We start from the raw sequence: 18819 nt of genomic DNA on the forward strand, positions 1-18819 counted from the left end.
CACCAACGCATTGTCAGTCACCGCAAGTTGCGGCGGACTGCCAAGATCAACTATAGCGCATGCGATCCTGATGGGGTACAGCGCCGGCGAGGCACGGCAGCGTAGGAGCCAGGCCGATCAGCGTGACACCCCTGCCGGCTCGACCACGGTCCGCACCCGGATCCCATCCTCGCTGTTGACCTGTGCCGGCGAAGGCTGACCGTTCGTGGGGTTGATCCCTGTCCCGTCTCAGCGCCCGCGGCTTGTCGCACCGCCTGTCAGTGGTGGTCGCCGTTCATGGGGATATGGCCAACCCGAACCTGACCACGGGCGGTATCTGGCGGCTCCACCGCGGCGACCACCCGTTCTCAGGTTGCGGCGGGGGCGTGAGGAACGGGCTGCACCAGGCAGGAAGGGCACCCACAATGTTCTGGGCGTGTCTCAGCGACCTGGCTCCAAAGGCAGAGGTGGTTGAAGTTCAGCCCTTCACTGGTCACGCAGTCGAATCGGGACAAGATCAGGGCTCGAAGCGAACACGGGAGTTCTTCTCGGCTGGTCCATGTCTGTCGCAGACGATCCACAGTGAGTGAGGATCAGCCGGCATGCAGACCAAGTCCTCGTCGCCCTCATCGGCGTCCCCGCCACCGTTACGGAGGGATGCCGCAGCAGTCCCGCACGGGTCCTCGGTCATGGTGGGAGCTGCCCGACGGCCGTGCGACGTTCACCGTCGCCGTCGAGCTCGGCCGCGCCGCTGAAGGTGGGCTCGGCTCACGGTCCGCGCCAGAGGTTGGCGAAGGCCGCGTTCTCGATGGTCCGCCGCTGGCGTACGGCCTCCAGTTCCATCACCGCGTCGTGGACGGCGGCCACCACGGTTGTCACCGCCTCGTCATCGAGGCCGGTCTCCTCGTCGGATCGTTCGTCGTCGATGCCCACGACCGAGGCGAGGGCTGTCAGGACGGGTTCCTTCTCTTTCCAGCGGTCGGTTGCACGGCGGCGCGCGGGCGTATCGACCGGTTCCACGCGTTCCGAGCCGAAGGACAGTCGGCCGCTTCGCTGCGGCTTCAGTTCACCGTTCTCCTCCAAGGCGGCCTGGTACGCGGCCGAGAGGTCTCGGCCCCGGCGCCACAGCCAGTCCTCGATCCGCTCGTAGGGCGCCTGCCGAGTGAGCGCTGCCGCAGCCTCGTCCATGAACCGATCGTCCAGCGTCGGCGGTCCACCCGGCACGATGCGGTCTCCGTCCACGGCGACCGCCTCCGCACCGATGAGATCGATCAGCTCGGCTCCCGCGAGTGCGAGGGACAGGTCGCCCTGTCCCACGGAATGCTTCAGGTCCATGGCGATGATGAACAGGTCTTTCGCCGTGGTCATGAACGGCTCCCCTCATCGACAAAGGTGCGTTTCCACCGACCGGGCCCGCGTCCGAGGCCCCCGGCGGCGGGGTGACTGTCACGATCAGTATCGCCCCGCCGAGCGTCCGAAGCCCTTTCGCAAGGCGGGAGCGGCCTGCCATCCGGCGACTTCGTGCCGGCGATGGAGTAGTTCCTTGGCGGCTCGGCCGGCTTGCCACCGGCCACCGTGACCCGGCTGACCGCCCAGTCGCAGGGCGACCACGCTGCCTTCCAGCAGCGTGACCTGTCCGGCACCGACTACATCTACATCCGGGTCGACGGCATCCATCTGCGCATTCGCCTGAACGAGGCCATGGCCGCCGTCCTCGTGGCAGTCGGTGTCCGTGCGGACGCACCGAGGAACTGGTCGCTATGGCCGACGGCTCGCAACACCGACGAGTCGGTGCACGAGCAGGACTCGCCCGTCCTGAACGATGACGGCAGCAGCGACCGCCAGCTTGGCCTGACTGGTCACGGAGATTTCCTTCCGAGCGTCATCATCGCGTCGCGCTGACGTGTGTCTCAGCCTTTGGTGAGCAGTTCCCCGGCCGCGTAGCAGGCGTGCAGCGCGGCTTCGCTGCCGAAGCCCAGGGCGGTCATGACCCGCTGGAAGCGCGCGGAGCGCAGGTCGCCGGCCACGATGATGCGGGGTGCTGGTCGGGAGGCGGGCAGTATCCGTCCGCTCTACGGCTCGATCCTCTGCGTCGGGCATGCGTGCGAAGAGGGGCTTGCCGAGCAGTTCCCGCGGGACGGGACCCTGCTCTTCTTCTACTTCGATGGTCAAGCCGACGAAGACGCCTTCGTTTCCCCTGATGACCCTGAGACGTGGGCTGGGGCCCAGGTGCTGTACGTCCCGGAGAACCGTGCTCGCGCAGCTCGGCGACCAGTTGATGAGGTCCTGGAGGCTACGGCCGTAGCGGTCGGGCGAGGGGACGACAAGCCCGCGTCGTCCGCCAGATCCTGATGAGTCGTCACGGCCATGGATCATGTCAGAAAACGGTTGTCCGGGGTTCTTGAGCGGCCCAGGTTTTGAAGGCTTTCTTTCAGACTCCAGGGGGCTGGGCAGCCTGTCGGGAGGGATCTTCTGAAAACGAAGGTTCCTTGAATAGTGTCAGAGCTTGTTCGTGCCTGGGGCTTCACTCTCCAAGCAGCTCAGCGCCTGCATGGCCTCGCGCTCTATGCGTGAAAGATCACGGAGGACGATGCCTGCCTGTGCGAGGCATGGTGCATCGGCTGATTCACCGGCTTTTGTGATCAGTGCTGCTGCTTCCGTCCACAGGGTGGCCGCTTCGGTGTACAACCTGTGGCCGGTGCGCAGCAGGCTGCTGTCGAGCAGTTGGGTGCATTCGGCGAGGAAGTCGCGGTAGAGGTTTCGGAACAGGGCACCGCCGGTGCCGCCCTTCTCCATCAAGAGGGCAGCCTGTGGCAGGTCCCGCTGCGGGTTGTCGGTGCGCCGGAGCCATGTGCGTACCAGCTTGCTGGCCTTCTCGATGCCTCGGTGACCGAGGTTGGCGATGGGCGGGTTGAGGAAGGCGTCGGCGCAAGCGGTGATGGCGGGGACGATCTGTCCTTGTGGGGAGGGCAGGTTTCTCGGAGCGGTGAGAGTGAAGGAGCGGTGCTTGGCGGTCATCGGGCCGCGCGCGCCTCTGGCCTGGGCGAGGCTGGTCAGACTGGTGGACACCGCTCCTCCTTGCTGGGTGGTGTCCACCAGGTAGGCGTTGTGGTCGTCGTAGCCGTACATGGCGACGACATGACCGCCGAAGTGCACCTTCGACCCGAAGTAGTCGAGGTAGTAGCTGTCGAGCTGCAGTCCGACGGGGCGACCGGCTGCCACGGTGACTGCCACGTTCTCCCATGCCCTGTGGGGGGAGGTGGTCTCCTGGACCAGGAGTTCCAGTTCGAGTCTGGTGGCCAGGTTTCTCGTGAGCTCGAAAGGCTTGACCCGCCCCCGAGGAAGGGAAAGCCCATGTTCTTGCTGTCCCAGTAGATGAAGGACAGACCGGAGCCGAGGCCGAAAAGCACAGGCTCGGACAGATCGAGTCCCTCGTGCCGCAGCAGTACCCCCAGAGCTGTCGTTTCACAGTGCTGCGTACCGCGGGCATTGATGTCTCTCACCTTTGTCATGCCATGCTCTCCTGAACGGGATGATCAGCCGGGTCATCAATTCTTCTTGCGGTACCTCTGTCGGCCCGACGAGACAGGCCTCCCGTACGGGCGCTTGCGGGCGCAGTCCGCGCTCGTGGATGGCTGCGAAGAGAGCGTTGTAGGCCAAGGGGAGCTGGGTACAGGGCCCGATGTGCACGGTCTCCGCAACCATTCCGCCGGGCAGCGCCTCGAGCCCCAGGCCGGATGGTCCTTGCCCCTCCAGCGTCTGCACCCCGACGGCGATCTCCATCCCCTCTTCCAGATCCAGCGGGTACAGCGCCCATAGCGGCGGCTCCCATGCGATTCCCGCCCTGCCGAGCACGGGCAGCAGTCGGCCTACGCACTCCTCGACCTTCTCCCCGATCCTCGCAGGGGAGCAGTCTGTTCGCACCACCGACAGCCGTCGCTCCCGCTCTCTGCCGATCGTCACCTCGTAGCCGGGCAGGCCGCCCTCCGCCAGCCGCTCCAGCATCTCCAGCCGTGTCTGATCCCTGCTGATCCGCTCGGCCAGCCGGTCCCGTTCAGTGCGCAGGATCTGTGCTCTGGACTCAGGCTCGGCAGCCAGCGTCCGGGCGATCACAGCCAGGGGAAGATCCATCTCGCGGAGCAGGGCGATGGTCAAGGCGTCGCGCGCCTGTTCAGGGGCGTAATAGCGGTACCCGGAGCCGGCGTCCACACGGACCGGAGCCAATAGCCCCGTCTCGTCGTAGTGCCGTAGCTGCTTGACGCTGAGCCGGCACAGGCGGGCGAAGCGCCCGATGGTGAGAAGTTCGTCTTGCACGCCATCATGGTGGACTCTCCCACCGTGGGAGAGTCCACCATGAGCCGCGACATCGTCCTGCTCCTCTTCGCCGCCGTCATCGCTCGGGACGTCCGGGGACGCGCTCGGCGGCCCGATGTGCGGTCGGCCGAGCCGGCTGAAGAGGATGCGGAGCATGGCGTCGGTGTCGGTGGCGGTGCCGACCGTGGAGCGGGGGTCGGAGCCGATCCGCTGCTGGTCGACGGTGATCGCGGTCGTCAGCCCCTCAAGGACGTCGGCAGCGTGCGGCGCAGGGGACTGCGACTTGGGAGTGTGCAGGTACTGAGCCATGCTCGTCGGTCTCCAAGACTGTTGTGCGGCCGAAGTGGCTGTGCGGATCCGTGGCCGTCACCGGTTTCGCGGAGCCGCTGTTGCGCGGTACGTCGGCGCCGACCTCGCCAGGCGGCTCCGGCCTCGGCCTCCGGGCCGGAGGCCGAGGCCGGGTCCGTCAGCGGCTCAGGTCCCGGAACCGCTTCACTGCCAGCGGGAAGAACACCGCGACCAGGGCCACCGGCCAGGCCACCGCGAGGAGTTCCGCGTGGGTCGCGGCCCAGGAGTCACCGACCGCGCCCGGATTGCCGAACAGGCTGCGTACCGCGGTGGCCGTCGCGGACATCGGGTTCCACTCCACGATCGCGCCCAGCCAGGACGGCATCGATTCGGGCGAGGCGATGGCGTTGGAGAGGAAGCTGACCGGCCAGACCAGGATCTGCACGGCCTGCACCAGTTCCGCCTTGCCCGCGACCATCGCCAGGTGGATGCCGATCCACAGCATCGCGAACCGGAGCAGCAACAGCAGTCCCACCGCTCCCAGGAAGGAGGCGAATCCGTGGTGCCAGCGCCAGCCGATCGCGTATCCGATCGCGATCATCACGGTCAGGCCGACCGCTGACTGCAGCATGTCGGCGACGCTCCGCCCGACCAGGACCGCGCCAGAGTTCATCGGCATCGAGCGGAACCGGTCGATGACCCCCTTGCCGAGGTCCTGGGTGACAGAGAGCATCGTCGCCTCAAGACCGAAGGCCATGGTCATGGTGAGCATGCCGGGTACCAGGTAGGACTTGAAGTCCCCCTCGATGCCCTGTCCACCGCCGATCAGGTAGCTGAACATCAGCAGCATCATCACCGGGAAGACCAGCCCGACGACCACCTGCACCGGCTGACGCGCCCAGTGCGCCAGCTCGCGCCTGGTCATCGTCCATGAGTCGGCCGCCGCCCAGCTCAGCTTCAGACCCGTGCCGTGCGCCGTGTCCACACTGTGCGTCGCACTCATGCGGCGACCTCCTTCGTCAGGTGCATGAAGACCTCGTCGAGGGTCGGCCGGCGTACCGCGATGTCCTCCGCCTCGATGCCTGCCGCCTCCAGCGCCCGCACGGTCTCGGTCAGTGCCGCCATCCGGTCGCTGACCGAGGAGCTGACCATCCGTCGGTTCTCGTCCACCGCCACCTCACCGGGCAGGAGCGAGGCGGCGCGGGCCAGCTGGGCCGTGTCGTGCAGGACCACGTCGATTCGGTCGCCGCCCGTCTTGGACTTCAGCTCGTCGGCCGTGCCCTCGGCGATGACCTTCCCGTGGTTGATCACCGTGATCCGGTCGGCCAGCTGATCGGCCTCCTCCAGGTACTGCGTGGTCAGCAGGACGGTCGTGCCGTCGCCGACCAGGGACCGCACCGCGTTCCATACCTCGGTGCGGCCGCGGGGGTCGAGCCCGGTCGTGGGCTCGTCCAGGAAGAGCACCTCCGGCTGGGAAATGAGGGAGGCCGCGAGGTCGAGCCTGCGTCGCATGCCTCCGCTGTACTGCTTGATTGCCTTGTTGCCGGTGTCCGTGAGCCCGAACCGGGCCAGGAGCTCATCAGCCCTTGCGCCGGCGCGGCGTGCGCCGAGATGGTGGAGGCGGCCGAACATCTCCAGGTTCTGGCGGCCGCTGAGCTCCTCGTCGACGGCGGCGTTCTGGCCGAGCAGCCCGATCCGCGAGCGCACCTCTCGGGCCCGGGTCCTCACGTCGATGCCCGCCACCTCGACACGCCCCTCCTCGGGGCGCAGCAGCGTGGACATGGTGCGTACAACCGTGGTCTTGCCGGCGCCGTTCGGGCCGAGAATCCCCTGGACGGTCCCGGCTCGGACCGCGAGATCGAGGCCGTCGAGGGCCTGCTTGTCTCCGTACTTCTTCCGCAGACCTTCGACGACGATCGCCAGATCGTAGTCAGGCAAAACATCCTCCTTCTTTCAGTAATCAAATTTGATTAGATGCGCAAAGTAGGGTGCCGCAGGCGATTAGTCAAACTTGATTACATCGCGAAGCTGCAGGAAGTGTGAGGCTGGTCAAACTTGAACAGAGGTCGGCCGCCCGTCAGTACAGCGACGACACGCTGCCCACCGTCCCGCGTCGCCGTGCTGGCGGCGAGACGGTCGAGCAGATCCAGCCCGGCCTGATCATCCCCACCGGCAGGCGTAAGAGGCAGACCTCGAGCCTGTCCAGCATCTACCGGGTCCTGGCCGAACACGGGAAGCGGATGTCCAAGATCAGGTGTCAAGGCCTCCACCAAGCTGCACCTGACCGTCGAACAGAGGCAGAAGCCCGCGTGATCACCAGGTACGACAAACTCGCGGTCCGCTGCGAGGTCACCGTCCTCGTTGCCGCCATCAACGAGTGGTTGTGACGTGCTGGTCCGACGACAACTCGAACACCCGAACTCGCCGACCGCAGGTGGGATTGACGGTCTCACGGACCGGATGCATCCCGAGTTTGGCGGTGATCCGTTCGGAGGCTTCGTTGCCCACTTGAATGATGCTGACGATCCGCTCCAGCCCTCGCTCTTCGAACCCGAACCGTACAGCGGCCGCAGCGGCCTCGGTGGCCAAGCCCTGCCCCCAGTGGGAACGTCCCAGCCGCCAGCCGACCTCAACCGCAGGCAGTACCTCCGGCAAGAAGCCGGGCACCGAGAGGCCGGTGAACCCGGCCAGCTCGCCAGTGGACCGGATCTCCACGGCGAACAGGCCGAAACCCTGTGACTCCCACTCGCTCTCCCACGCCTGGACCCCGCCGCGAGTCTGCTGTACGTCACGGACGCTGCCGTCACGGATCCACCGCATGACCTCGGGGTCGGCATTGACGGCAGCCATGGGCGCAATGTCTTCCTCGCGCCAGCGACGCAGGATCAGACGGGGAGTCTCAAGCGTGACCATCCAATCATTCTGGATCACAAATGGGCTCTCCGTCATCCTCACCAGGCACTTTCGATACACGCCCCGGCTCGGTCGGATGGTTGCCGCCCTTGCCGTCGAGGCCGCGGTACTGAGGTCGTCTCAAAGCCGGCGGTGCAGCCTCGTTCCGGGCTGCAGGGCGGCCGTGGCTCATCAGCGGCACGACCATCAGCCGCACGACCATCCGCCGCCGGTCTCCGGCTGCCCGCACCGGCCCCTCCCGACACCCCGACCACCCCCAAATGCCCCGGCCGGTGACATCGAGGACGGCCAGGAACACGAGGACGCCGCCGCAATACGCGCCGAGCTGGAACGCGTGCAGCACGAGCTGGTGGTGGGCAGCGCGGGCGGGAGCCGGCGGAGGCGGAGGCGGCGCATCTGAAGGCGCGCTGACGGAGTGCGGCGCGCGCATCGAGGATCTGCAGCGGGTGCCGGCTGCCCTGGTGCCCGTGCTGGAACGGGTCGATCTGACGGGGCCGTTCGTGCCCGCGCAGGGCGGACCATGAGGTCAATACGCCTGTGACGGAACGAAGACGCCGCGGAGGGCCGCCTGTGACTCGGTGCGGAATACAAATACTTCCGACCACATGCACAGCGCTCGTTCTGGGGGAACACCGTGAAGTACACCCGCATCACTGCTCTCGCCGCCATCGGCGTCGCCGCCACCCTCTCGCTCACCGCCTGTGGCAGCGACAGCTCCGGGAAGGACTCGTCCGCCAAGGGCTCCTCGGCCTCGTCTTCTTCGTCCTCGGACGGTGGCTCGAAGTCGGAGGGCAGCCCGGGCTCGGGCGGCTCGGAGGCCAGCGACGCGAAGTCGGGCTCCGGTGAGGAAACCAAGGCAGAGGCAGCCGCGAACGGCGCGACGAAGACCGGCGGCAAGGTCACGTTCTGCAAGACGAAGGACCTGGCCATCGATGCCAGGGACGCCGCACCCGACGAGGAATCCGGCAGGATCGACATCACCATGATCAACCGGGGTTCGACCACCTGCTCGGCGACGGGCTTTGCGGGCGTCGACATCAAGGACGCCGACAACACCTCGAACCCCATCGAGCGCGGCCACGCCCAGCCGCGTATCACCACCCTGAAGCCCGGTGACGCCGCCGTCTTCAACCTCGCCTACGACATCGACAACACCGGCGACAGCCTCGCGTCCCCGACCAACATCCTGGTGACGCCCCCGAACGAGACCCACACCGTGAGCCTGAAGTGGCCCGCGGACGCGGGAGACATCAAGGGCGCCTACACCGACGTTTAGGTCTACCCCACGCACACGACCGAGTAGGCGCGGCGCGCGCGGCCGGCCGGTGGCCAATCGCCGGATCCGGCCAGGATCTTGGCTACCCCGAGTGTGGCCAGCCCGTGTCGGCGCCCACTTGGCATGCCCCTTTCGCAGCAGGTTCCAAGGGGCGCTGTCGGGCGGGGGGTTCAGGTCGCCATGGCGAGGATCGCCCGCTTCATCAGGTTCGTCAGCCACTGCTCCCTGTGCGGCGGACCCAGCTGTGCCCGTTGGGGCGCGTGGCCGTCGCGGGATCGCCCTCACCGGCCGGTGAGGGCGATCTCATGGCTGGCCCGGCACGTCGGGCAGGGGATTGGGCGCGTGCTCGGCTCGGACGGCTCGGGGGTGTCGGAGTACCACGGCTCGGGAGAGCCGCCGGAGGCGAGGCAGCCAGTTGCATTCCTTGTCGACCGCGGGAGCGTAGCCGGCTGCGGTGGGCAGGCGGACCGTCATGTCGTCACCCAGGCGGTAGGTGCGGTTGTCCCAGTCGTCCACCGGCACCGGGATCACGGGCAGACGGCTCCACTGAGGGAACTGAGCGGCGATCAACCGCTTCACCAGCGCGGCGTTGATTCCCGCACGCCCGTCCGGCGTAGCTGTGGGCACCCGCTGCTCCTCACCGGCGAGGTCGTACCAGGCAAGTGATTGACGATACGAGACACATCTGAATGTCTGGAGAACCGTCCTGCTTCGCCTCGTCCGCGAACTTGAGCCCGCTCAGGACGCGCTCCGATTCCTCGCGGCCGTGGAAGTTGTTCCAAGCCCCCCATCGCTTCCGGCCTTGCTCGGCTGTTACAAGACAGCGACAGAGCCCCGATGAACGTCTGCCCCCACTGTGTCGTCGTTTCTAGTGACTACGCCAATCGACATGTAGGTGCCCTTTGGCGCGAAAGGCTGTTCTCACCCTAGAAAGGGGCAGATCTGTGATGATCTCGAAGCGGCACTCCCTGCGCACAGCCGTCGTCGGTGTCCTCGGCGCGGCCTCCCTTGCCGTCGCGGGCACCGCGATGGCGGCCACCCCGGCCGCGAACGTCGGCGTCGTGCAGAAGGCCGTACCCGCCAAGGCGGGCATAACGGCCAAGCCGTCGGTGTCCTCCGTCCGTGCCTGGCAGCTGTTCCGGGTCACGGGCCAGACCACCGGTCTCAAGGTGGGCAGCAAGGTGACTCTTCAGCAGAAGCAGCACAGCAAGTGGGTCAGCCTCCCCGCGTCCACGACCGTCTCGCGGAACGGCTCCTACTCACTCGGCGTCAAGCTCGGCCTGAAGGGCAAGAACGATCTGCGCATCGTCAGCGGCACCACGGCCTCACCGGTCTTCAATGTGACGGTCCGCTGAGACGTGCCGCCACTGCCGTAGAGGTGGGCCGGCTGCCGGCACCGGGGTGGCTTTACCTGCCCCGGTGCCCGGTGCCCGGTGTGCTGGTGGTGATGCGGGCGGAGTCGATGCCACTGATCGTGTCGATGACCTGGTGACCCAGGCCGAGAGCGGCATCGACGCTCGCAAGGCGGCCAGCCGCCCTGGAGCGCCAAGCCGACGGTCCGGCGATGTCCACCTCAGCCTTCCGCTCGGGAGTAATGGCGTAGCCGGAGAGCACAAGGTCCGCACTGCCCCTTGCCGTAGTGCGTCTCGGCGGTGATGCAGATCGTGTTCCGGACACCACCTGCGGCCACGTAGCCGGCCACGGTGAGTGTGCGGTCCTCGCGGCGCTGCCAAGTGGCGCGTAGAGCGTGGGAGAGCAGCGGCAGCGCCTCCGGGTCGTGACCCTGCTGTGCGGTCGGCACCGAGATCGGGCAGCAGGACCTCGACCAGCGGCAACGCGCCCTTGCCCAGAGCAGAAAGCGGGCCCGCGGTCTGGTGGAGGTGTTCCGGGTTGCGGGTACCGGGACGGGGCGCTGGCGGGCGGGGCCGCTCGTTGCCTCGGGTCACGAGGCCAGGACGTGGCCGGCGGCGACAGCCGATGCCGCGGTGCCGCCGATGACGACGGACCAGGCGGCGACGATCGGGACGCGGGTGCTCCAGATGCGCAGCACGGGCGAGGTCGAAGCGCGGGTGAGGAAGGCGTTGCGACCGCGTAGTACTGCAAGGCCGACGCCGGTGAGGGTCAGTGCCATGCCGACGCCGAACGCCGCCACCATCGCGACCGCTGTGCCGACCCGGCCGGTCAGCAGCCCGGTGAGCAGGACGAGGAACGCCGACGGGGAGGGGAGCAGGCCGCCGGATGTGCCGAGGAGCAGGATGCCGTGCCAGGTGAGCAGGGACTTGTATGTCGGGATGTGGTGACTGTGGGCATGGTCGTGCCCATGCCCATGGTCGTGCCCATGCCCATGGCCGTGCCCATGCCCATGGCCGTGCACATGGCTGTGCCCGTGCTTCCGGTTGATCAGGTGGCGCCGGAGCAGGTTGATGCCCACGGCGACCACAACCAGGGCTGCGATCAGCTGCAGCCAGTTCGTCACCGCTGCGACGTTCGGCGCCTGCTTGGCGGCGAGCCACCAGCCTACGGCGAGTACGGCGACCGATGCGGTGTGCATGACGGCGACGATGACGCCGAGCCATACCGCGTCTCGTGGCCTGCCTCCGGCGCCTACGAGGTATCCGGCGGCGAGCGATTTACCGTGGCCGGGGGCGCAGGCGTGGAAGGCGCCCACCACGGCCGAGATGAGAAGGGCCGCTGGGAGTACGACGTCATGGTCCAGCAATGCCGCAAGGTCTGTGGTCCACACGCTCGTTGACGCTGTGGACGCGGTGGTGCCGGGGTTGCCGGTGCCTCTGAGGGTGAGGGTGAGGGTGGGGTTGCTGGAGGTGTGCAGTCCGCCGCCGTTGTCCATTACCGAGATTGTTCGGTAGGCGGGGTTGACGTCGGTCAGCGCGGTGATGGTGAGGGTGACCGTGTCCACGGGTTCGAGGCAGGTGTAGGGCACTACGGCGCCCTTGCTCGCGAGCTGATGGGTGTCCACTGTGCCCAGTCGGCACTCGCGCCCGTCCTGGCCCACGGTGATGTGGGAGCCGAGGTAGGCCGCCTCGTCCCCCTTGGCCGCCCGGTGCAGGACGGCCAGGTCGTCCTTCTGGGACGACCAGGTGATCTCTACGGTGCGGCCTTCGGCCTTGATCTTGGCCACTGGTGGTGTGCCGAAGGGGTGGGCCTCGGCGGTGCCTGCGGCGCTGAGCAACGCCAGTGCGGCGGCCAGGCCGATCAGTACGAGACGGGCGGCGCGGCTGCGGGCGGTGTGGAGGGTGTGCACAGTGGTGGTCCCGTCGAGAGTGGAGCGTCTCGAGTTGCCTCCCCTGGCGGGGGAGGCAACTCGAGGACCGTTGATCAGTGGCCGTTGCCGCGCAGGTGGCGGGCGGCCAGTGCGTGGAGCGAGCCGTCGTCGGTGAGGGCGAAGACGTAGTCACCGCTGACGGAGAGCGCCGAAGTCACGCCGGCGCCGAGGTTGTACTCGGTCAGCAGCTTGCCGGTGGCGCGGTCCAGGACGACCAGGCGGCCGTCGCGGGTGCCCGCGTACACCAGATCCTTGGTGACCAGGGCGTGCATCGCGGGCGAGTTGAGGTCCCCGGTGCACCCCACGGGTTTCCTGCCGGGCTGGTAGCCGACCTTGGTCTCCCAGATCGGCTTGGACGGGGTGGCCGCGCTGGTGTCGTAGGCCCGGATGACGCCGTCGCGGCCGGCGACGTAGGCGGTGGTGCCCCAGACCGCAGGGCTGGTCAGCGGGGCGGGGCCGCTCTCGCCGCAGCCGCTGCCGCCGCCCAGCGGGGCCTGCCACAGCACCGCACCAGTGCTGAGGGCGTGCCCGCGGACGCCGCTGTTCGTCATCGTCACCAGCTCCGGTTCGCCCGTGGCCGGGTCGGTCAAGGCCGGGGAGGAGTGGCTGGCGATGTCGCCGTTGGTGTCCTTCGCCCACATCTGGCTGCAGGTCACGAGGTCGATGGCGACCACCGTGTTGCTGGAACCGGTGTGCAGGTAGGCGATGTCGGAGCCTGGCTGACGGACGGCCGTGCTGTGGAACTGGCCCCAGCTCGTCGCGCCGTTGAAGCCGCCCAGCAGGTCGCCGGTCTCGGCGTCACGGCACTCGACCTTGCCCCAGTTCTGGTGGACGGCGACGGTGCGCTGCTCGGACTTCAGGTCGAAGACGGTGACCGGACCACCGGCCCGGCCGTACCGGCGCACGGTGTTGCCGTGCCGCTCCTCGTCCTCGATCTTCTGCCAGACGACATGGCCGTCCGCGGCATCCAGAGCGTAGATCCGGCCGACGGCGGTGGTCAGGTAGACCTTGCCGTGGTGGTAGGTCGGCGCCGACTCGGCGTCACCGTCCAGGTAGGTGCGCCACATCTCGCGGCCGGACTTGACGTCGTAGGCCAGCATCATGTGGTGCGGCGAGTCGAACGCCCGGGAGGAGACGATCACCTTGCCGTCCACGACGACCGAACCGTTGAGGTTGAACTGCTCGCCGGTGTTGGCCGCCCACTGCAGGTCGAGCTCGGTGCCCGGCTCGTCGGCGCCGGCGGAGCGACCCGCCTCGTCGCGCCCCTGACGCAGCCAGTCCTGGCCGGTCCTGGGCGCGGCGATCTTGCCTTCGGGCACCACCGTGAAGGTGTTGGTGACGGTGGGCCACGCCTTGCCGCGCGTGTCGACCGCGGTCATCTCGGCCGTGTAGATGTCCGGCCGCATGCCAGGGAGACTGCTGCTTACCCGGGTCCACGAGATCCGGGGCTGCGGGCAGGGCTCCGGGGTGCCGCCAGGGGCGGTGTAGCAGTTTTCGATGCCGGTCTTGCGGACCTTGCCGCCGAACTTCATCCGCTCCTTGTGCCAGGCGACGCGGCCGCGCGAGTCGCGGATGGTCAGCGCGGCCGTGGCCGGGGTGCGCCCGGCGTCCTCGGTGTACAGCTCGATCGGGATTCCGGCGCTGTTGCCGTGCACACTGCCCTGGGCGGGGCTGACCAGCGCTACCGCGTCGCGGACGTCGAACTGGCGGTGGGTGCCCATCACATAGCCGGTGTCCTCGTTCTGCTTCGTGTTCGGGTCATCGTAGATGCCCTTGAAGTCGAGGATCTTGAAGTCCGCGCGGGCACCGTCGATGCCGTACTGGCCCTGGTTGTTGATCTCGACCGAACGGTCGAAGGCACCACGGCGGTACTCGGCCTGCTGGTTGTGGCCCGCGGCGAAGAACCGCACGTCGTACTTCGACAGTTCATCGACGGTCGGCTGCATGCCGGCCCCCGGACCCCACTGGGTGAACAGCGAGCGGTGTGCGAAGACGAACACCTGCTTGCCGACGGCGTGGCGCTCGAGGTCCTCGCGCAGCCACTCCAGCTGCGGCTTCAGGCCGCTCGAGTCGTAGTTGTCCTCAAGGACGACGATGTGACGGCCGTTGCGGTCGAAGCTGTACCACTCGGGGCCGAGGTTGCGGCGGTAGTACTCCATGCTGCCGCCGTAGCCCTTGGAGGTGGCGGTGCCACCGACGTCGTGGTTGCCGACCACGGGGTAGAAGGGCATACCGAGCTTGCCTTCGGCGAGGCCCTTGCGCAGGACGTCGTAGCCGCGCTGACGCCGCGGCTCCGCCGCGTAGTCGGTCACGGTGTTGTCACCGGTCGTGATCGCCATGGTGGCGCCGTCGACCTCGGACATCGCCTCGACCTGCTTGGGCCACCACTTCGACGCGCTCTCGGCGGCGGCGTCCGTGGTGTTGCTGACCTCGATGTCGGAGTTCATCACCCACTTCTCGGTGGGGTTGGCGGCGTTCTTGTCCTTGACGAGGGCGAAGTCGATGCCGGAGCCGCCCTCCTCCGGGACCTTGTGGAAGAACTGCGGGATGTAGTCCTCGCGCAGTGCGGGGGTGTAGCCGTTCGGGGAGACGATGCTGACGAGGTCGGTCTCCCGGCGGGTCGGGTCGATCTGCAGGGCGTAGGAGCCGTCGAGGCCCGTCGTCGTCCAGACGGCGCCGTCCGTGATGTCGACCCCGGGCATCGGGACCTCACCCGCGTCGCGCTTGCCGTTGCCGTTGGTGTCCTTGAAGACCGTGCCCGTGACGGTGACCGTGTTCGCGGTCGGCTCGGCGAGCGGCGCCGCCGCGGCCACCTGGGGAGCCAGGAAGGACAGCACCAGCGCCCCGACGGCGGCCGGCGTGAACCGCCCGCTGCCGGCGCGCACCCTGGCGATGAGCTGGGCGATTCGGAGCCGCCCGGTGCGGATCTGCCACACCGCGAGCAGCAGTGCGGCGGCCAGTACGATGCCGAGGGCCACCACTGCCCACGGGAAGGTGGGGAGCGCGTGGGCGCCCGATACGTCGACGACGGGGGTCTGAGCGTTGGCGTTGGACGTGGTGCCGTCGAACTCGGCGACGACCTGGGTCAGTCCGCTCTGCTTCAGCATGGCACTCAGGTCGAGCTTGTCGACATGACAGTTCCACGCGAGCTCGACCACGACGCCGCCAGGAACGCCTCCGGAGTCTCCGGCGACGCCGGCGCCGGTGGCGGGGCAGCTCGACGTGCTCAGCAGGTGCGAGGCCCAGGAGCTCGCGTTCTGCGGTGTCACCACGTCACGGTGGACGATCAGCCGCCCGCTGGTGACGTCGTTCTTGGTGGAGATGACGATTTCGCCGTGCTGCGGCGACACATGCGCCGCGGCGGGCTGCACACAGAAGCCCAGGATGGAATAGAGCAGCGCAAGGCCGAGCCCTGCTGCTCTGCGTAGGAATCTCACGCGCCAGGAGGCTAGTTCGAACAGACTGGTTTCGGACCCCAGAGGGGGCGATCTTCATCGAAGGGTCCCGGGGAATTCATGAGAGGACGCGTGAGGCATCGACCTCACCCCGCAGTCCGGTCCGCAAACCGCCGTACGAGCACACTGATGAACACCGTTCAGCCCTCCACAGCCAGCGAGAGCGGAGCACTCGGAGCGCCCGCGCATATCCGCCGTACGGTCGGGCCCGCCCCCGACCACGGACCCGACCACGGGCCGACGGAGGCCGACCACAGGCCTGACGCGACGACGGCCAGCGTGAGAAGGGCCAGCAGTGCCGCATGCGCGAGGTGCGGCCGGAGCCCCAGCGTGTGCGCCTTGCGCTCGTCGAATACCAACGCGACGAACGGCCGGTAGCCGAGTACGGAGATCATCAGCGCACCCCCGAGGTAGGCCAGGTCGGCCGAACGCACGGCGAGCACATCACCGAAGAGGAAGCCGGTCAGATCGACCGCGAACGACTGCGAACGCGACACGATGATCACGCCCAGCGACAGCATCCCCACGAAGAGCAGGCCGATGATGGTGTCCTGCGACAGGCGAGGTGACCGTCCGACGACGCCCCGGCGGGCGTGAGGTGCGGGAGTGGAGTATTCGTCCCGGCCGGGTCGAGCAGCGGTCCGCGGCCGATGGCGGCCCTCCGGACCGTACTTGCGTATCAACCGCCCCACGCGCTTGCGGTTGACGGAATGTCCGAAGCCGCACAGTTCGGCTTGGATCCGGCGGATCCCGTAGGTCTCCTTGCGTTCGGCGTGGATCTCGCGGATCTCCGTGACCAGCGCGTCGTCGACGCCCTGCCGCTCAGCACGGGCTTTCGCACCGCGATCCACCGGTAGCAGCCCGAGCGTGAGACCTCAAGTACCCGGCATATCCGCCGACCGCCGAAGCGCTCGGCGTGGGCACCGGGCGATCGAGTACGATCGGGAGCGCGGGATCTCGTACTGGACGAGGAACTACTGCACCCCGGTCGAACGCGACGACCCCGATGCGCTGATCGGCCGGGTGTCCACTCCAAAGGATCAGTCTCAGTCTGCAGTCGGCCACTTTCGTCGGACACCGGGATGCCCAGTCATTCGGTGCCTCGCGGTCCTCGTTGGAGAAGGAGAGCGACATGGATGCATCAGAGGCGAGGCCCACTCACCTCGGTTCGGTGGTGAGCATCAATAGCTCGATCATGATGGTTCTCGGTGACGCTGAGATCGCCGCGACGTGGCAGGGAACGACGAACCATGTTGACAGCGACGACGCTGTCCCGGATCTGGAGGACGGCGACAGCGATTGGGCGCAGTGTCTACGAGCGCTGCTCGGAGCAGGTGGTCTGCCCTTCGCGCGAGTGCCTTGCAGCGGCGGTGAGCTGCTCACGATCATGATCGCGTCCGGCGGCTACGTAGAGGTTTTCCGGGCGGGAGAGAGACTGGTGCTCGTGGAGGCGTGCTGGTCGGAGCTCGGCCATCTCACCGATCGCGACTTCCTCGACTATGTGAGCAACCCGTGCAGTGAGGACGCGACGGATGCAGGATTCGTCGAGGTGCAGACGGGCTCGATCGCGTTCCTTCCCTCTCCCTCATCAGGCACGTCGATATCCGGGGCTCTGGCGAATCTCGTACCGGATGGCTCGGCACAGTTCTCGACCGAGGAGTGCGAGACAGCGGTGGTCGTGCAGCTTCCCGCGGGCCGCTACCGGGTACGTGTCGAAGGCGAGGTGAAGCGAGCTTGGGGTGATGGCGCCCGCGCTGTAGTCGAGTTGGAACCCGCGCTACAGGGGTAGCTGTGATGCCTGTGCCTCTTCAGCCCCGACGCTCCGGCCTCGCCGTTTCCCCCGAGAGGCTGAAGGCCTTACCCGCGACACACACCCCGACAGGAGCCTGCCGTCGTTCTCGCTCTGGGACACCGAAGGCCATTATTTCAGCGGTGACGAGCGAGCGCATGGCGGCGAAAGACGGATCCGGCGAAGCCGATGCGTCAGGCCGGGACACGGTCGAAGAGTTCAACCGCGTGGTGCTGGAGGAAGCGGAAGACCCTGCGGAAGCCGGCCAGCGTGCAGGGCGCGGGCGATGCCGAGTGTTCCCTGCTCTGCTCCGACCACACCATCCCGAGTTTCTCCAGCTCGGCCACACGCCCCGCCTCCAGCCCCCCAGCCGCCGTACGAGCGCGGCTGCTCAGCCACCCACTGCCCGAGCGGACATCCGCCGACCCCACCCCAGTCGTTCGGCGTGGTGCACGTACACAGCACCCGCAGCCGGGTGTCCCCGGTCTCCCGCAGCCTCTGGTGGCTTCGATTTCACGCCGCCAGTACGCCCACTCCGGGCTGGTCACCCGTGGCCGTACGAAACGGGCCAGGACAGCGGGGTCGCGCTCCTTCAATCGCAGCACCCTGCTGGTCCTCTGTTCTGTCTCTCGGAGGCGTCCCATCAGGGCCGGCGGCCAGCCACTGTATGGGCCGAGTGGTGGGTGTGATGGTGCGTGGCTTTGTCAGTGGAGTCGGATCCCCGGAGTGCCGGCCGAGGTTGAGATGAGTTTGGTTCCCAAGGCGGTGGTGTGTCGCACCGTGCTTGTCGGAGGCTGATGACCAGGCCGGCGTCTCGTAGTGCGGTGACGTGTTCCGAGGCTGTGGTGGGAGAGATGGCATGGCTCTGGGCGAGTTGTTTGGTGGTGTGGCCGGCGGGGGGATGCCAGGGCGGCCGCGCGACGAGGTGCCGCCACGCGGGCCGCGCCCGAGGCCCGTGATGGCAGGCAGAATGCGGCGGAGGAGCTGGCCCGGCTGCGGGCGTGGAACGCACGGCTGCTCAAGCTCGGGCAAGAGTGGTAGCTGGAACGCGGGATCCTGCGCCGGGCAGCGGCCTGTTTCGCGCGAGAGGTGAAGTGAGCCCCACCGCTGGTACTTCATCTCCAACAACCGCCGCACCGACTTCGGCGTGCGGCGGATCTACCGGGTGCTGGGGCGTCCTGTGCCGACTACCCGCATCTGGCCACCGAGCAGGCCCGAGCCGAGCGCCGGGCCGAGGAGAAGCGGACCGTGAGAGAGGTCCGTGCGGACCCCGAAGGCACAGACTCGGTTGGAGCTGTTCTGCCGACTGTCGTACTGCAACCGGCGCCGTCGGCACTCCGCGCCCGGCCACCTCACACCAGCCGGGTTCGAACAGAAACTGACCACATCACGTACGCTGTCACTCGTCGCATGAAACCCGGTGTCCACTCCTGGGGATCAACCTCAGGGATATTCTTGTGGCCGGGGACGGACGAGAATCCCGGCCCGATTACGGCGGGCCGGGATTCTCTGGCATGCGTAT

The 18819-nt window shown here is 67.8% G+C and carries 15 protein-coding genes and 5 pseudogenes; 5 read left to right on the top strand and 15 right to left on the bottom strand.

Features of this window, described 5'->3' with window-relative positions; all coding sequences use genetic code 11:
- Nucleotides 1–747: 747 nt before the first annotated feature.
- On the bottom strand, nt 748–1347 hold the full coding sequence (locus IE107_RS30010; RefSeq protein WP_189547503.1) for a GOLPH3/VPS74 family protein: 600 nt from the start codon (nt 1345–1347) through the stop codon (nt 748–750).
- A gap of 132 nt (nt 1348–1479) precedes the next feature.
- Between IE107_RS30010 and IE107_RS36295 the strand changes: the two are divergent.
- Nucleotides 1480–1751: pseudogene (locus tag IE107_RS36295) on the top strand (transposase); the annotation flags it as partial.
- 138 nt (nt 1752–1889) lie between these two features.
- Here IE107_RS36295 and IE107_RS30020 read toward each other — a convergent pair.
- The 6 genes and pseudogenes from IE107_RS30020 to IE107_RS30040 all read right to left on the bottom strand — a co-directional run.
- A pseudogene (locus IE107_RS30020) lies at nt 1890–2056 on the bottom strand (pyridine nucleotide-disulfide oxidoreductase); the annotation flags it as partial.
- Nucleotides 2057–2478: 422 nt separating this feature from the next.
- A pseudogene (locus IE107_RS30025) lies at nt 2479–3491 on the bottom strand (BtrH N-terminal domain-containing protein).
- Entirely contained in the window at nt 3445–3984 is a 540-nt protein-coding gene (locus IE107_RS36210; protein ID WP_373302532.1) for a GyrI-like domain-containing protein, read from the bottom strand. Before IE107_RS36210 ends, IE107_RS30025 begins: the two are co-directional and overlap by 47 nt.
- Before the next feature lie 96 nt (nt 3985–4080).
- Nucleotides 4081–4551: pseudogene (locus tag IE107_RS36215) on the bottom strand (MerR family transcriptional regulator); the annotation flags it as partial.
- 208 nt (nt 4552–4759) lie between these two features.
- Nucleotides 4760–5584 (bottom strand): ABC transporter permease, encoded by an 825-nt coding sequence (locus tag IE107_RS30035; RefSeq protein WP_189547504.1) that lies wholly within the window; start codon nt 5582–5584, stop codon nt 4760–4762.
- Entirely contained in the window at nt 5581–6519 is a 939-nt protein-coding gene (locus IE107_RS30040) for an ATP-binding cassette domain-containing protein (protein WP_189547505.1), read from the bottom strand. The genes IE107_RS30035 and IE107_RS30040 overlap by 4 nt, the downstream gene beginning before the upstream one ends.
- Before the next feature lie 101 nt (nt 6520–6620).
- On the opposite strand from IE107_RS30040, the gene IE107_RS30045 reads away from it, so the two are divergent.
- A complete protein-coding gene (locus tag IE107_RS30045) occupies nt 6621–6968 on the top strand; it encodes a hypothetical protein (protein WP_189547524.1) in 348 nt (115 codons plus the stop codon).
- Here IE107_RS30045 and IE107_RS30050 read toward each other — a convergent pair.
- Both IE107_RS30050 and IE107_RS30055 read right to left on the bottom strand, forming a co-directional pair.
- On the bottom strand, nt 6952–7494 hold the full coding sequence (locus IE107_RS30050; RefSeq protein ID WP_189547506.1) for a GNAT family N-acetyltransferase: 543 nt from the start codon (nt 7492–7494) through the stop codon (nt 6952–6954). The genes IE107_RS30045 and IE107_RS30050 overlap by 17 nt on opposite strands.
- A gap of 4 nt (nt 7495–7498) precedes the next feature.
- A complete protein-coding gene (locus tag IE107_RS30055; protein WP_189547507.1) occupies nt 7499–7837 on the bottom strand; it encodes a hypothetical protein in 339 nt (112 codons plus the stop codon).
- A 291-nt stretch (nt 7838–8128) separates the two neighbouring features.
- On the opposite strand from IE107_RS30055, the gene IE107_RS30060 reads away from it, so the two are divergent.
- The gene (locus IE107_RS30060) at nt 8129–8770 is read left to right on the top strand and encodes a DUF4232 domain-containing protein (RefSeq protein WP_189547508.1); all 642 of its coding nucleotides are present in this window, start codon (nt 8129–8131) and stop codon (nt 8768–8770) included.
- 399 nt (nt 8771–9169) lie between these two features.
- Here the strand turns inward: IE107_RS30060 and IE107_RS30065 are convergent.
- Nucleotides 9170–9397 (bottom strand): annotated as a pseudogene (locus IE107_RS30065) (acetyltransferase); the annotation flags it as partial.
- A gap of 320 nt (nt 9398–9717) precedes the next feature.
- Between IE107_RS30065 and IE107_RS30070 the strand changes: the two are divergent.
- Nucleotides 9718–10125 (top strand): hypothetical protein, encoded by a 408-nt coding sequence (locus IE107_RS30070; RefSeq protein WP_189547509.1) that lies wholly within the window; start codon nt 9718–9720, stop codon nt 10123–10125.
- A 218-nt stretch (nt 10126–10343) separates the two neighbouring features.
- Here IE107_RS30070 and IE107_RS36220 read toward each other — a convergent pair whose 3' ends face one another.
- From IE107_RS36220 to IE107_RS30085, 4 genes are all read right to left on the bottom strand, one after another.
- Entirely contained in the window at nt 10344–10571 is a 228-nt protein-coding gene (locus IE107_RS36220) for an nSTAND1 domain-containing NTPase (protein WP_373302531.1), read from the bottom strand.
- A 141-nt stretch (nt 10572–10712) separates the two neighbouring features.
- Nucleotides 10713–12032, bottom strand: coding sequence for a hypothetical protein (locus IE107_RS30075; RefSeq protein WP_229867354.1), 1320 nt, complete (start codon nt 12030–12032; stop codon nt 10713–10715).
- 74 nt (nt 12033–12106) lie between these two features.
- Complete coding sequence (locus tag IE107_RS30080; RefSeq protein WP_229867356.1) at nt 12107–15490, bottom strand: outer membrane protein assembly factor BamB family protein; 3384 nt, start codon at nt 15488–15490, stop codon at nt 12107–12109.
- Nucleotides 15491–15648: 158 nt separating this feature from the next.
- A complete protein-coding gene (locus IE107_RS30085) occupies nt 15649–16359 on the bottom strand; it encodes a metal ABC transporter permease (protein ID WP_229867357.1) in 711 nt (236 codons plus the stop codon).
- A gap of 281 nt (nt 16360–16640) precedes the next feature.
- Here IE107_RS30085 and IE107_RS30090 point away from each other — a divergent pair, with 281 nt between their 5' ends.
- Nucleotides 16641–17297, top strand: a complete 657-nt coding sequence (locus tag IE107_RS30090; protein ID WP_189547510.1) for a hypothetical protein — start codon at nt 16641–16643, stop codon at nt 17295–17297.
- 194 nt (nt 17298–17491) lie between these two features.
- On the opposite strand, the gene IE107_RS30095 is transcribed toward IE107_RS30090, so the two are convergent.
- Nucleotides 17492–17644 carry a hypothetical protein gene (locus IE107_RS30095; protein ID WP_189547511.1) on the bottom strand — a complete coding sequence of 51 codons (153 nt, stop codon included), beginning with the start codon at nt 17642–17644 and terminating at the stop codon, nt 17492–17494.
- Nucleotides 17645–18819: the final 1175 nt, after the last annotated feature.

Origin of the sequence: Streptomyces gelaticus, from assembly GCF_014649535.1 — a bacterium.
Taxonomy (GTDB): Bacteria; Actinomycetota; Actinomycetes; order Streptomycetales; family Streptomycetaceae; genus Streptomyces; species Streptomyces gelaticus.